Origin of the sequence: Dolichospermum sp. DET69 (genome assembly GCA_017355425.1) — a bacterium.
Taxonomy (GTDB): domain Bacteria; phylum Cyanobacteriota; class Cyanobacteriia; order Cyanobacteriales; family Nostocaceae; genus Dolichospermum.
The window spans coordinates 1,644,077-1,659,250 of the sequence record CP070233.1 but is presented as its reverse complement, the minus strand read 5'-3'; the positions used below and the strand labels follow the sequence as shown (position 1 = coordinate 1,659,250).

The 15,174-nt window shown below is 40.2% G+C and carries 11 protein-coding genes; 7 read left to right on the top strand and 4 right to left on the bottom strand.

All coding sequences use genetic code 11. The features are described 5' to 3' along the window. Positions 1 to 33: 33 nt before the first annotated feature. The 6 genes from EZY12_07935 (at position 34) to EZY12_07910 (ending at position 8,652) form a co-directional block, all read left to right on the top strand. Entirely contained in the window at positions 34 to 3,426 is a 3,393-nt protein-coding gene (locus tag EZY12_07935) for a phycobilisome rod-core linker polypeptide (protein QSX69526.1), read from the top strand. A 484-nt stretch (positions 3,427 to 3,910) separates the two neighbouring features. Beyond that, positions 3,911 to 4,396 carry an allophycocyanin subunit alpha gene (gene apcA / locus EZY12_07930; GenBank protein QSX69525.1) on the top strand — a complete coding sequence of 162 codons (486 nt, stop codon included), beginning with the start codon at positions 3,911 to 3,913 and terminating at the stop codon, positions 4,394 to 4,396. A gap of 67 nt (positions 4,397 to 4,463) precedes the next feature. Continuing rightward, positions 4,464 to 4,949 carry an allophycocyanin subunit beta gene (apcB, locus tag EZY12_07925; protein QSX69524.1) on the top strand — a complete coding sequence of 162 codons (486 nt, stop codon included), beginning with the start codon at positions 4,464 to 4,466 and terminating at the stop codon, positions 4,947 to 4,949. Between the two features lie 216 nt (positions 4,950 to 5,165). Beyond that, entirely contained in the window at positions 5,166 to 5,372 is a 207-nt protein-coding gene (locus EZY12_07920; protein QSX69523.1) for a phycobilisome linker polypeptide, read from the top strand. A 213-nt stretch (positions 5,373 to 5,585) separates the two neighbouring features. After that, positions 5,586 to 5,861: a hypothetical protein gene (locus EZY12_07915; protein QSX69522.1), complete on the top strand. Its 276-nt coding sequence runs from the start codon at positions 5,586 to 5,588 to the stop codon at positions 5,859 to 5,861. Between the two features lie 1,135 nt (positions 5,862 to 6,996). Continuing rightward, positions 6,997 to 8,652 carry an IS1634 family transposase gene (locus EZY12_07910; GenBank protein ID QSX70571.1) on the top strand — a complete coding sequence of 552 codons (1,656 nt, stop codon included), beginning with the start codon at positions 6,997 to 6,999 and terminating at the stop codon, positions 8,650 to 8,652. A gap of 528 nt (positions 8,653 to 9,180) precedes the next feature. On the opposite strand, the gene EZY12_07905 is transcribed toward EZY12_07910, so the two are convergent. The 4 genes from EZY12_07905 to EZY12_07890 form a co-directional block, all read right to left on the bottom strand. Continuing rightward, on the bottom strand, positions 9,181 to 9,531 hold the full coding sequence (locus EZY12_07905; GenBank protein ID QSX69521.1) for a DUF5615 family PIN-like protein: 351 nt from the start codon (positions 9,529 to 9,531) through the stop codon (positions 9,181 to 9,183). Further along, positions 9,525 to 9,863: a DUF433 domain-containing protein gene (locus EZY12_07900; protein ID QSX69520.1), complete on the bottom strand. Its 339-nt coding sequence runs from the start codon at positions 9,861 to 9,863 to the stop codon at positions 9,525 to 9,527. The genes EZY12_07905 and EZY12_07900 overlap by 7 nt, the downstream gene beginning before the upstream one ends. 122 nt (positions 9,864 to 9,985) lie before the next feature. After that, the gene (gene thiO / locus EZY12_07895) at positions 9,986 to 11,926 is read right to left on the bottom strand and encodes a glycine oxidase ThiO (GenBank protein ID QSX69519.1); all 1,941 of its coding nucleotides are present in this window, start codon (positions 11,924 to 11,926) and stop codon (positions 9,986 to 9,988) included. A 120-nt stretch (positions 11,927 to 12,046) separates the two neighbouring features. Next, on the bottom strand, positions 12,047 to 12,544 hold the full coding sequence (locus EZY12_07890) for a hypothetical protein (protein ID QSX69518.1): 498 nt from the start codon (positions 12,542 to 12,544) through the stop codon (positions 12,047 to 12,049). 983 nt (positions 12,545 to 13,527) lie between these two features. On the opposite strand from EZY12_07890, the gene cimA reads away from it, so the two are divergent. Beyond that, positions 13,528 to 15,162, top strand: coding sequence for a citramalate synthase (cimA, locus tag EZY12_07885; GenBank protein ID QSX69517.1), 1,635 nt, complete (start codon positions 13,528 to 13,530; stop codon positions 15,160 to 15,162). Positions 15,163 to 15,174 lie beyond the last annotated feature (12 nt).

Here is a 15,174-nt window from a genome sequence, read left to right as displayed (position 1 = left end):
AAGACAGAAACAATTAGGAGTCTTAAAAATCCCATGAGTATTAAGGCAAGCGGTGGAAGCTCAGTTGCGCGTCCGCAACTATATCAAACCTTACCTGTAGCTACAATTTCCCAAGCGGAACAACAAGACCGCTTTTTAGGAAGAGGTGAACTCAGTGAACTTGACAGTTATTTTGCCTCTGGGGCAAAACGGTTAGAAATTGCCAAGATTCTGACAGAAAATTCGGAGATCATCGTCTCTCGTGCAGCTAATCGGATTTTCATTGGTGGTTCACCAATGGCTTTCCTAGAAAAGCCCCAAGAGCGCGAACTAGCAATGGCTGGCGCTGGTGTGAGTGTCAAAGAGGGTATGGCATTAGGAACAGTTACCTACGTTGAAAGTCGTGGTGGTTTCTTTGAAAACCTGCGTTCTATTTTCAATACTTCTGCTGGTGGCCCTACACCTCCCGGCTTTAGACCCATTAACGTCGCTCGTTATGGGCCTAGCAACATGGCCAAGAGCTTACGAGATTTATCCTGGTTCTTGCGCTATGCTACCTATGCCATTGTCGCTGGCGACCCCAACATCATCTCTGTGAATACCAGAGGTTTACGGGAAATTATTGAAAATGCCTGTTCTGGTGAAGCAACCATTGTCGCTTTACAGGAAATCAAAGCAGCCTCCCTGTCTTATTTCCGTAAAGATGCCGCAGCCACAGAAATTGTGACTCAGTATATGGATGTGTTGCTAACAGAATTTAAAGCACCCACACCTTCAACTAAAGTTCGTCAACGTCCTTCTGGTGACCAACAAGGGTTACAACTGCCGCAAATTTATGCTATTGCCGCAGAACGTCGTCCCAAGTACGCTATGAAGCCAGGTTTGTCTTCTAGCGAAAAAACAGAAGCAATCAAAGCGGCTTACAGACAAGTATTTGAGCGCGACATTACCCGTGCTTATAGCCTGTCTATTTCTGACTTGGAATCTAAAGTCAAAAATTGCGAAATCTCCATGAGGGAGTTTATTCGTCGTCTTGCTAAATCTTCCCTTTACCAAAAACAGTTTTACCAACCTTTTATTAACAGTCGGGTAATTGAATTGGCTTTCCGTCACATTTTAGGACGGGGGCCAAGTAGCCGGGAAGAAGTGCAAAAATACTTCTCCATTGTTTCTCTCAAAGGTTTGGCTGGTTTAGTTGATGCTTTGGTAGATTCTACCGAATACAGCGATTACTTTGGCGAAGAAACAGTTCCTTACATTCGGGGTTTAGGACAAGAAGCCCAAGAATGTCGCAACTGGGGACAACAACAAGACCTGTTTAAATACAGTGCGCCTTTCCGGAAAGTTCCTCAGTTCATTACCACCTTTGCTGCTTACGAACAGCCATTACCTGACCAACATCCCTACGGTTCTGGTAATGACCCCTTGGAAATCCAATTTGGAGCGATTTTCCCGAAAGAAACCCGCAACCCCAGCGCCAGTCCTGCACCATTTGGTAAGGATACCCGCCGGATCTTGATTCACCAAGGCCCTGGTATTAATAACCAACTCAGCAATCCTAGAGCGCGGGATTTAGCTCCTGGAACTTTGGGTGCTAAGGTGTTCAAGTTAGACCAGTTACCTGGAACTATTGGCAAAAAAGCTGCCAAGGGTGTAAGTGTCAAGTTCTCGGAAAGCTCCACCCAAGCGGTAATTAAGGCTATTTACCTGCAAGTTTTCGGTCGTGATGTTTACGAAGGTCAACGTCTAAAAGTTGCAGAAATCAAGCTGGAAAACGGCGATATCACTGTCCGCGAGTTTGTGCGGATTTTGGCGAAGTCGGATTTATTCCGCAAGATGTATTGGACTTCTTTGTATGTCTGTAAAGCGATTGAATATATTCACCGTCGCTTGTTAGGTCGTCCTACCTACGGTCGTCAAGAGAACAACAAGTATTTTGACATCGCTGCTAAGAAGGGCTTTTATGCGATAGTTGATGCCATTATTGACAGTGAAGAATACAGCCAAGCATTTAATGAAGATACAGTTCCTTACGAACGCTATCTAACTCCTGCGGGTGTATCTTTGCGTCAATTGCGCGTGGGGACTATCCGCGAAGATTTGGCGAATGTTGAGAAACAAGAAACACCTCGCTTTGTGGAATTGGGTGCAGTCACCCAAATGCGGACTGAACCAGATATTGATTTCCGCATTAACCAAGGTGTTACTAAGCAACGTGAGCAAACCAAGGTCTTCAAGCTGACAGCAGTTAAGAATGACAAGGTTGCTGCTAACACTGTGATTAGCGGTGCTTATCGGCAGATTTTCGAGCGGGATATTGCTCCTTACATTTCTAAGAACGAGTTTACAGTTCTAGAAAGTAAGTTAGTGAACGGTGAAATTACTGTTAAGGAATTTATTCAAGGTTTGGGTTACTCTAGCCTTTACCAGAAGGAATTTTACACACCTTACCCCAATACCAAAGTCATTGAGTTGGGGACTAAGCATTTCTTAGGTCGCGCCCCTATTGACCAAGCGGAAATTCGTAAATACAACCAAATTCTCGCTACTCAAGGGATTCGGGCCTTTATTAGCGAAATGGTAGATAGTGCAGAATATCGTCAGGTGTTTGGTGAAGATACTGTTCCTTATCGTCGTTTCCCCACGTTACCTGCTGCTAACTTCCCCAATACCGAGAAGCTTTACAACCAGCTAACCAAGCAAAATGATGATTTGGTTGTTCCTAGCTTTGCCACTGTTAAGCCGCGGATTAAAACTGAGAATACGCCAATTCTAGCTAAGGCGATCGCCGATTTGGCAGCCCAAGCCAAGAAAATGGACAAGACTAAACCCTTGTTTATTGAGTTGGGTCGTTCTTTCAATGATGGTCGTGGTCAGTCCGTAGAAGTTGGTGTCGGTACAAGTCGCCGCAAACCAGCTCGGATTTTCCGCGCTACCACTGGGACAAATTCCCCAGAAACCAATCAGGTAATTAATGCTATCTATATCCAAGTTATGGACGTATTTAGCGGTCAAGTTCCTGATTATTTCCGTCGTTCTAACTTAGATAGCAAATTGCGTAATGGTGAAATTACCGTGCGTGAGTTTGTCATGGAACTAGCCAGTTCTGATATCTACCGCAAACGGTTCTATACTCCTTATCCCAACACCAAGGTAATAGAATTCCTCTTCCGTCACCTTTTGGGACGCGCACCCGCTACCCAAGGCGAAATCCGTCAATATAACAAGTTATTGGCTGATAGCGGTTTAAGAGCGGCTGTAGAAACAATTGTCAACAGTCCTGAGTATGCTCGTTACTTTGGTGAAGATGTTGTTCCTTACAAACGCTATCCATCTTTACCAGCAGGTAACTACTTGGGTAGTGTCCAGGCTGAAGCTGACTTAGTGAAACAATCTTGGTCTAGCCTCTCTCCCTCTGTGTTAACAGGTGGTCTTCCCAATAGATAGGTGACAGTTGACAGTTGACAGGTGACAGTTGACAGTTGACAGTTGACAGTTGACAGTTGACAGTTGACAGGTGACAGGTGACAGTTGACAGGTGACAGTTGACAGTTGACAGGTGACAGTTGACAGTTGACAGTTGACAGGTGACAGTTGACAGTTGACAGTTGACAGGTAACAGTTGACAGTTGACAGTTAACAGAAAAGAGTGTTTGCAAGCTTTTCACTGTTTCCTGTTCCCTGTTCACTGTTACCTGTTGAATGAGTGAATCTGAAAATAAGTGTTACAAAATATTAAGAGCAGTAATAAATGCTCAACATAATACTGGACAATGTTTTGCGGAAGGTAATTGAGTTTTCCACCTGGTTTACACCAAATCCAGTCAATCTGGCTAGAAATGTCAACCAAGATGTAAGCCCACTATCAACCACATAAAATCGTACCAGTTTAATCAAATTCTGGTTACATTAGTTTTGGAGGAATCCATTAATGAGTATCGTCACGAAAGCTATCGTGAATGCTGATGCAGAAGCTCGCTACCTCAGCCCCGGCGAATTAGACAGAATCAAAGGTTTTGTTGCTGGTGGCGCACAACGTCTTCGCATCGCTCAAGTATTGACCGAAAACCGCGAACGCATTGTTAAGCAAGCTGGCGACCAACTGTTCCAAAAACGTCCTGATGTTGTTTCCCCCGGTGGTAACGCTTACGGACAAGAAATGACAGCTACTTGCTTGCGTGACTTAGACTACTACCTTCGTCTAGTTACCTACGGAATCGTTTCTGGCGATGTTACCGCTATTGAAGAAATCGGTATCGTTGGTGTTAGAGAAATGTACAAATCTTTGGGTACTCCCATTGATGCAGTTGCTGGTGGCGTTGCCGCTATGAAGAACGTTGCTGCTACCTTGTTGTCTGCTGAAGACGCTGGTGAAGCTGGTTCTTACTTCGACTACGTTGTTGGAGCAATGGGTTAGGTTTTAGCTGTTTCTCGGCTCAAACTTAAACTATGGCAATAAGGTTGGAAATAAGGAAAAAACAACAATGCAAGACGCAATTACCTCAGTTATCAATTCTTCAGACGTACAAGGTAAATACCTTGATATCGCTGCTCTAGACAAGCTAAAAAGCTACTTCGCTACTGGTGAACTGCGCGTTCGTGCAGCTACAACCATCAGTGCTAATGCTGCTGCTATCGTTAAAGAAGCTGTAGCTAAATCTTTGTTGTACTCTGATATCACCCGTCCCGGTGGTAATATGTACACTACCCGTCGTTACGCAGCTTGTATCCGTGACTTGGATTACTACTTGCGTTATTCTACCTACGCTATGCTCGCTGGCGACGCTTCCATTTTGGATGAGCGTGTATTGAATGGTTTGAAAGAAACCTACAATTCCTTGGGAGTACCCGTAGGCGCTACCGTTCAAGCTATCCAAGCTATGAAGGAAGTAACCGCTAGTTTGGTTGGTCCTGACGCTGGTAAAGAAATGGGCGTTTACTTCGACTATATCTCCTCTGGCTTGAGCTAGGAGTTAGCTTTGCACTTAGTTATATAGGTGCGGCTTGTATTTTGGTCTGGAGATCAATCATGATTACTAGAAGGTTCTCTTGCTAATTAATTGTAAGTGTTATCAGTCTGGTGTTGATGATTGGTTTCCAGTCTTGGAAAAAATAATTAAAGATTTTGACTCAATATATTTGAGATAAAAAAGTTTCCCAAACAATATCAGGAGATTTGAAACAAAATGGCTCGTTTATTTAAAGTAACTGCTTGTGTTCCTAGTCTAACTCGGACTCGCACCCAACGCGAATTACAAAATACTTACTTTACTAAGTTAGTTCCTTATGAAAACTGGTTCCGCGAACAACAACGCATCATGAAAATGGGTGGCAAGATTCTTAAGGTAGAACTAGCCACCGGTAAGCAAGGTACAAATACTGGTTTAGCTTAATTTCTATAAATCAGAGTTTATTCTTAGTAGATTTGTAAGGGGTCAATGATGACCTCTTTTTTTTGATTACAATTATTTTACCTGGCAAGGAAGCGATCACTCTTAATTTTTCTGAATTTCAAATTAAGCGATAGCGAAGCGCTCCGTAGGAATCGCATCATCAATGCTATAATAAGGGAAAAAATTGATAAGTTGAATCATTCAAAAATTAACATGATCAACCTAGAGCAACCACAATCTGACGTATTTAGTAACCTTAAAGTCACACTTCTGATAGAACCACTCACATCTGGACAAATTGCGGCATCTATTAAAGAATTTCCCGACTGTCGAGTACAAGCAGAAACAAGAGAATCTGCTATTGCTCAAATTCAAGCCACATTTTTAGAAAGATTAAAAAAGATAGAAGCGATTTCATGGCAAGTACCACTTCAAATATCAGAACCAGCTTGGGTCAGTAACTCAGCCCTAAAGGGACTGAGCTTGTAAGAAATTGCCAGCTGTACTGACCAGTCTAAGTCTTCACTGACTACGTTTTTTGAGTCACGACACCCCGGAATGCGTAGCTAGTTCCCTGCTCTGTCATTTGCAATTAAACAGTTTTAAAGTCACTGAAACAGTGTTGCAAGTTTAAAAAGCTCTTAAAACATTGACGAAGCTAACATCACCCCGAAAGGGAGGCACATCGCGTGCAACACATTATGCGTACAGAGTTGGGAATTTTGAATCGGTAATTGTCCCGTTGAAAGTACATTACAAAAGTACACTGAATTTACCAACTCCAAGGCGGTAATGAAAAAATATTCAAGGCGGTTAAAACCGCACGAGTCGTTTCCCTCTCAGCACTGAAGTGTCTGAGTTTCCCACTTACCGGGTATTTTTATGAAATTTGCCGGTATCTTTCAGGATGATCTAGATTTTACAGCCATTACAGAATCAATTCGTGTAGAACGCACTACAGATGATGACTCAGAAATTGATTCTTCCTATTACCTATAGAGGTTGGAGATGGTTGATTTATCATTGAAAGATGAATAATTTGATTTCTTAGTCTACCGAATTCACGATACTGATTAAGCCGTTCAATCTTAATTCCAGTAGTTGCCCACAGTTGATCAGGTAACTCTTCATAAGTTAAAGTACGACCACTTTCTAGTAGATTCATTAGCGTAAGAGGATCTTTACTTGAATCTGATTTAGGCAATTTAGAAAAGATTAACAGTGGGTGTTCTTGAGCTATTCGAGCTTTTAAAAGAATCTCGGCTGCATGAGCAGTGTGTACAACACACAACTCAGGTGTTTCACCGCGAGAAGCTTTCATCCCACATTCCGCACCCACAACTGTCACACCCCAAGCAAACGGATGTATTTAGTACATAAGAACTAAATGTTGAGAGGATTTGTTAAAGCTAAATAGGAATTATTACTATTAAGTTAGAGATACAGTTAAATATTCACGACTAAGTACGAAATTATTGGTTCTTAGGTTATTTTGATAGAAAACTTAGTTTAAAATCATTGAAAGGTTTATCCTCAATGACAATGAAAAAACTAAAAAAATGTGTTGACTCAACAGAAAAATGAGAAAATACAAAACAGATACTTTTGTGGAGTTTCTGTTGTCATGTTGAATATAAAAGACCTTGAATTGAAGAAGATTGACCATTTAGGAATAGTAGCAGGAATAGTAGATTCAATTGGGATAGTAGAAATAATTAATAATTTACTAGGGTCAGAACCAGAAGAAAAAGTCAGTGCGGGTCAGGTAGTAAAGGCGATGATTTTAAATGGATTAAGCATGATGTCACAGCCTTTATATATGTTCCCAAAATTCTTTGAATTAATCGCTTGTGAACACTTAATTGGTGCAGGAGCAAAACCAGAATATTTCAACGATGATAAGCTGGGAAGAGTATTAGATAAATTATTTATAAAAGGACTAGATACAACATTTTTAGCAGTCAGTTTAAATGCGGTAAAAATATATCAGATATCACTTTCATCATCACACTTGGATTCGACATCATTTCATGTAGATGGAGAATATGAAAATAGTTTACCATCAGTAATATTTAAAAATCAAAAAGAATCAGGTTCATTGGAAAAAGAAAATGAAGAGAGTCAATCACCTCAAGCGATAAAGCTGACCTATGGTTATTCAAGAGATCATCGTCCAGATTTAAAACAATTTATTACACAATTAGTATGTTCAGGAGATGGAGATATACCAATATATATAAAAGCAGTATCAGGGAATGAAGTTGATTCTAAAAAATTTGGAGAAATCGCAGTTGAATATCAGAAAAGAATACAAGTTGATAGTTTGATAGTAGCAGATAGCGCATTATATACAGAATCAAATATCAAGTTAATGTCGAGTCTCAAATGGTTAACCAGAGTACCCTTAACGATAAAATCAGCAAAAAACTTAGTGATGAGTTTAGCAGAATCGGAATTTGTTAAAAGTGAAAAAGTAGGATATTCTTATGCCGAAAAGAAAATAACTTATGGAGATATAGAACAAAGATGGTTAGTTGTGCAAAGTCAAGATAGAAAAAAATCTGACTTAAAGAAATTATCAAAGAAAATAGAAAAAGCTTTGACTAATACTCAAACTAAGTTAAAAAACCTATTGCAAGAAAAATTTGCTTGTGCTGCTGATGCTAGAAAAGAATTAATCAAAATAAGTAAAGAATTTAAATATCATCAAGTAGAAAATATCGAAGTTATCGAAAAAAGTCCTAACATCAAAGAAGAAAATCAATCAAAATGCTATCAAATCTTAGCAACAGTTGCTGAAAATAAAGATGCTATTGACCAAGAAGTATTAAGTGCAGGAAGGTTTATAATTGCCACAAATGTTTTATCAGAAAAAGAACTGAGTAAAGAGAAAATGCTGTCTGAATATAAAGCACAGCAATCCTGTGAACGAGGATTTAGTTTTCTCAAAAATCCTTTATTTTTAGCAGATAGTATTTTCCTGAAAAGCCCAGAAAGAATAGAGGCATTAGCAATGATAATGGGGTTATGTCTGCTAGTTTATACTCTAGCACAAAGAGAAATTAGGGCTGCTTTAAAATCCTTAAACTATACTGTAAAAAATCAATTGGGCAAAGCCATCAACAATCCAACAATGCGGTGGATATTTCAATGTTTTCAATCAGTTCATCTTGTTACTTTTCAACAAAAAACAGACTTTTATAACTTAACATCTGAAATGAAGTACATTCTTCTATTTCTCCCAGAAGCTTGCCGTAATTACTACAGATATATAAGTTGATTTATCAACATTATTAATAGTTTAATTATACAATTTGACTCATTAATTTTATTAATGAGTTTAAGTTTTAATGCTATTTTTAAGTTTATTTCTAGAAGGATATAAGTTATGATTAAGTCTTGATAGACTAACAATAAAATTATATTATATTTTTTGCCAGAAACCACCCTTATTCTTTATTGCTTCTTATTGAGAATACATCTGAATCAATTTTCCTATCTAAAATTTGTTTTTTTATATATCAATGTATTCTTTTACTCCTTCTTCATCAATTTACCTCCGTAATCACCGTTTGTGACAGTCAAGGGTGCGGAATGTGGGTTTCATAAGTGCGCTACGAAAAAGAAACATCCCCTCTCGTCTCATATTTTGGGGAACATCTTTCATAGAAGCTTGATCCATAATTAATCACAATATTAGTTATTTTTAATAATAGCAAATTTATACAAGTTTAGGTATTACCTCAAGTATCTATTATGAGCGATCGCTTTATAAAAATTACATAGAATACACCATTATTTCTTACCTTTAAAATGGAAGATAATGAATTTGTCCTGCTAATTCTTCCTGTAAACAGCATTCTATCAAAAGCAGAATATCTTCTATTACCTGTCCAATTCGAGCATCAGTACCAACTTCAATAACTCCTGGCATTGCTTGACCTTTTGTGATCCGTTCATAGGCATAGCTCGTAATTGTAGCGACATCATGAGTAAGTAAAACTCGGTTTTCTTCGGCTGCCCATGCTAGTATAATTGGGTCATCTGCACCTAAAAGACCAACATCTTGGACTCTAACAATATCAATATTAGGGTCACGTCGCCACAAACCTCTAACAATAGTATTATCAAAATTCTCGTCAGCAAGCAGTTTTAACATACTGCCCTTTCTGCCTTGCGAGCGCGTAATCTATTCCGCAATCCTTGTGAATCAAACCTTTCCTCATTTATGCTGCGAATTTCCTGCGCTTGTTGCTGTCTCTGTTGTAGGTAAACTTCAACCTCTTGTTGATGATTGAGATAAAAGGCAATAGTAGCATAGACATCAGCAAGTTTAAGAGATGGATAACGGTAAATAATTTCTTCTGCTGTTGCTCCTTGATTGAAAATAGCAACTATAGTATCTAGGGTTACACGAGTTTTATGAATAACAACTACTCCATCCTTTGTAGTTTCCAGTGGTGCAGTTTCAGTGATAATTGCTAATGCCATAATTAATCACAATATAGTTATTTTTAATAATAGCAAATTTATAGAAGAGGCGGTATTACCTCAAGTTACTGTAGTCTGAAACCATATCGTCACTATTGCCCAGACCACAATATTAGTTAAAACTACCCAGTAATCGTTCCCGTTAAAGGTGAACTAGCACTAGCATAGTCCTTCATTGGCATTCTTCCCGACAAATAAGCCATCCGACCGGCAATAGTAGCCAAATTCATCGCATAAGCCATTGCTGGGGCATTCTGAGCCAATGCGATCGCACTATTAATTAATAACGCATCTGCCCCCAATTCCATTGCCTCAGCCGCTTGTGAAGGCGCACCAATACCAGCATCTACCACTACTGGAATCTTGGCATTTTCAATAATAATCTGAATATTGGCAGTAGTTTTCAGCCCTTGTCCAGAACCAATCGGCGCTGCTAAAGGCATAACTGTGGCACAACCCACCTCTTCCAACCGCTTTGCTAACATCGGATCAGCATTAATATAAGGTAATACAGCAAAACCTTCTTTAACTAACTGTTCTGCTGCTTGTAAAGTGCCAATGGGATCAGGTAATAAATACTTAGCATCGGGTATCACTTCTAACTTGACAAAATTATTATCTTCCTGTCCTAATAACTTCGCCATTTCCCGTCCTAACCGCGCTACTCGAATGGCTTCTTCTGCGGTTTGACAGCCAGCAGTATTAGGCAACATCCAGATTTTAGTCCAATCTAAGGCTTCTGCTAAACCTTCATGTCCTGGGGCATTAGTTTGTACTCGTCGTACAGCCACAGTCACAATTTGACAACCACTAGCAGCGACACTTTGCTGCATTTCCTGGATATGGCGATATTTACCAGTTCCCGTCATTAACCGAGATTTAAAGCTTTTCCCCGCAATAATTAATGGTGAATCTGGAACAGTTAAATCGGATATTTCTGGGTTACGGCGTTCAGCAGGAGTAGAGTGAATTAACATCGGTGTAGTAGTAGATGACACAGCAGAAAAGCGGGAATAATGAAAATTAACTAAAAGAGGATCTGCCTTTTGTTCGCAAATCAAATCAGCAATTAATGTAGCTGTAATTGGTGCAAGTAAAATCCCATTGCGATAATGACCAGTAGCGAAAGTTAAATTATCACAATGACTATGACCCAAAATAGGTAATTCATCGGAAGTAGCTGGACGAAATCCCCACCAAAGTTGTTGGAGAGGATAATTCTCTAATTGCGGATATAGTCGAATGGCTGATTGTAATAAACTTTGAATTCCCCCTGGAGTATTATCGCCAGTAAATCCTACATCTTCACTAGTTGCACCAATGACGATAGAACGATTACGACGGGGAACAATGTAAATATTTTCACCAAATAGGACTCTGGTTAAAGGTAATTCAGTAATAGAATCTGGGACTCGCAAACTCAACATTTGCCCTTTGCGGGGACTTACTGGTAAAGGCAATAATTGATTGACCCAAGCACCAGCAGTTACCAGATAATGGTCAGCGCGAAATAAACCAGTATTAGTTTGGACACCGATAACTTTTCCCTGTTGTTGAGAAATCGCTTCTACGGTAATTCCATCTTTAAAAACAATACCCAAAGACTCCGCCGCAGCCCGCAGAACTTTAATTACAGCCCGGTTATCAACTTGCCCATCTTCAGGATACCACCAACCACCGATGACATCTATTCCTAAACCTGGTTGATATTGATTAATAGTCTTTTTGTCTAACCAGTTAGCGTTTCTGTGTCCCTGGTTTTCAGGTTGTTGATAAACTGGAGACAGGATACCACAAGGCCAATAACCCGTATTTAAACCAGTTAATTCCTCTAATTTTTGTGTCCAGTCTAAATATAGATTACGCGATCGCCGACATAAAGACAACATCGCCTCATTAGTAATATTTTCCGCATCAGGAGCTAACATTCCCGCGGCGGCATGGCTGGCTGCGGCAGTAAAATCACGGCAAAGCACAGTTACAGTTGCACCCCGTAATCTCAATTCAACACCGCAAGCCAACCCGATAATACCACCACCAATAATTAAAACATCATTAGTCATTAGTTCAGTAGGGGCGCAGGGCCTGCGCCCAGTCATTAGTCATCAGTAAATAACTAATAACCTATCAGGGCTGTTAATTGGTGATTGGGAATGAGGAATTGGGATAAAATTAATTACCCATTACCACAAAGCCCGAATCGGTCTTTTCTCTTGGCTGTTATTACTACTAGAATTTGAGTTACTGTCTGTAGTAGAAGTTTCATTATTAGAACTAGACGTTTCATTAGTAGAACTGGAACTGTCATTACTACCACTACCACTACTACTACCACTACTACTACCACCACTGGTTTCTTGTGTAGTATTAGAAGAATTGTTTGTAGTCTCTGTAGAAGCATTACTTTGAGCTACACTAGTACGGCGGTTTTCAGTAGCAGGATTATTAGCAGAATTATTTCCGGTTACAGTTTCTGATTCATTACTAGTGGTATTTTCCGAATCATTACCATTTGCAGCACTATTAACATTAATATTAGCTGGAAGAACGCTAGATGCTCTGCGTCCTTGGGGGACATTAGCAGTTTGTTGTCCGCCCATAGGAAAGTTAATTCCTAGTAACGTACCTAGCAAAATTGCTACGCCGCCAGCCATTAAAATTAAGGGTGTCCATCTACCCATCTTGTTTCTCTCCTTGTAAACCTTCACAGTGTCCAAACTAATTAAGAACCTTAACCCCAAAACCCATTAAATTTGGTTACTTTAACATCACCTAAAACCTGAGTTTAATCAGCTAAACATAGGCCACTTATAGGAGAATCAGGAGAAAGGGAACGCTGCTGTTGCTGATGCTTTATTTGCTGCGGTCATTTCACCTTCTACCTTAACCGCACAAGTACCATAAGTGCCAATAGCTCTACTCATATTTAACAGCATTTTGGGTAGCATTTCCTTTGGTTGTCTTTTGCATTAAAACAGCCTAGAATTGAATTATTAACAACGGTCGTTAGTAGCCCTCCCCCTATAGAAGTTTTTGCAGCTTCTACACTACTTCTGGCGGTCAGGTAGACCGTGTTAGTCTATGGATTGGTAGTGCTAACACTTTCACAGGAAAACAGGAAAAATATTAGCCATTATTAGCATTTTTGGATTGGCATATTGAGCGGATTGCGGCAGTCCCTAACTTCAATGTATCCGTAAGGTAGGGATCGGAGCGGGTTGCTGGAACGAAGTGGAAATAACCAATCTTCATGTTTGATGTACAATTGTTTTAGTGAGCTAAAAAACAGTAATAGAGCCACTTAGGGCGTGAGGCGACAACCCGTACACTCTTAAGTAACTGGGTAACCAGTCGGCAATTGTCTAACCCAAAACAATACACATACTAACGCCCAGTATTCGGGGAACAGACTTCGTGAGCAGGATGTTGCGCTATACCTAGCTGTAGCCCATCCCAAGATTCTGAGCAGAATTAATTTGCTTGTGGCGTTGGGAACCAGCGTCGTTAAACGTCGATGAGGAACCGCTATCAATTGCCCCGATGCGAAAGGTAAGTTGTTCAAAAGAAGCGTTAAAAGCAACGATTTGTTGGTTGTTGTTTGGGGAAACTCAGCAATTCAGCAAAGCAAGTCAGAGCAGTTCATGCAAAGGTTCACCAAATTTCTATGACCATAACTCCCTCCAATCAAATTTGGCTCTATGACACTACGCTCCGGGACGGGACTCAACGGGAAGGACTGTCGGTTTCTATAGAAGATAAGTTACGTATTGCTCACAAACTGGATGAATTAGGTATTCCTTTTATTGAAGGTGGTTGGCCAGGAGCAAATCCCAAGGATGTGCAATTTTTCTGGCAACTTCAAGCAAATCCCCTCAAACAAGCAGAAGTTGTCCCCTTTTGTTCTACCCGTCGTCCTCATACCAACGCCGCAGATGAACCCATGTTGTCAGCGATTTTGGCGGCAGGTACACGCTGGGTGACAATTTTCGGTAAATCCTGGGATTTGCACGTTACAGCCGGACTCAAGACCAGTCTGGAGGAAAATTTAGCCATGATTGGTGACACCATCGAGTATCTACGTTCTCAGGGACGACGGGTAATTTACGATGCTGAACATTGGTTTGATGGTTATAAGCAAAATCCCGATTATGCCTTACAAACGCTTAACGCAGCAGTCACAGCCGGCGCAGAATGGTTAGTTTTATGTGATACCAATGGTGGGACTTTACCTCATGAAGTTTCGCAAATTGTGGAATTAGTTATTAGTCATTTGTCATTAGTTATTAGTCAAGAAGAAAGGACAATTCCCCAAATAGGTATACATACTCATAATGATTCGGAAATGGCGGTTGCTAATGCCTTAGCAGCAGTTATGGCTGGAGCTAAGATGGTACAAGGAACAATTAATGGTTATGGGGAACGTTGCGGTAATGCCAATCTGTGTTCTGTGATTCCCAATTTACAGCTAAAGCTGGGTTATAGTTGTATCGGTGAACACCAGCTAAGTCAACTTACAGAAGCTAGTCGGTTTGTGAGTGAAGTTGTCAATCTTGCACCAGATGAACACGCACCCTTTGTCGGACTTTCGGCTTTTGCTCATAAAGGGGGAATTCATGTCTCTGCGGTGGAACGTAATCCTTTAACCTATGAACATATTCAACCGGAATTGGTAGGAAATCACCGTCGCATTATCATTTCTGAACAGTCTGGTTTAAGTAATGTTTTAGCTAAAGCTAGAACTTGGGGAATTGAATTAGATAAAGATCATCCTCAAGCCAGACAAATTCTTCAACGCATGAAGGAATTGGAGAGTCAAGGCTATCAATTTGAAGCCGCAGAAGCTAGTTTCATCCTGTTGATGTATGAGGCTTTATCACTTCGAGAATTATTTTTTGAAGTTAAAGGTTTTCAAGTCCATTGTGATTTGGTCCAGATGAAAGAAACTACCAATTCTTTAGCAACGGTGAAGGTAGCTGTTAATGGGAAAAATATTCTCGAAGCAGCAGAAGGTAATGGACCAGTAGCGGCTTTGGATGCAGCTTTGCGTAAGGCTTTGGTCAACTTTTATCCGCAAATTGCTGATTTTGAATTGACTGATTATAAAGTCAGAATTCTCAACGGAAATACGGGAACATCTGCGAAAACCCGCGCTTTAGTAGAATCTGGTAATGGACAACAACGCTGGACAACAATAGGAGTTTCTTCCAACATTTTGGAAGCTTCTTATCAAGCTGTAGTTGAAGGTTTGGAATATGGTTTATTGCTACATTTCCAAGCAGAAAAGGCGTTAAAACCTTAGAGCATAAAACGT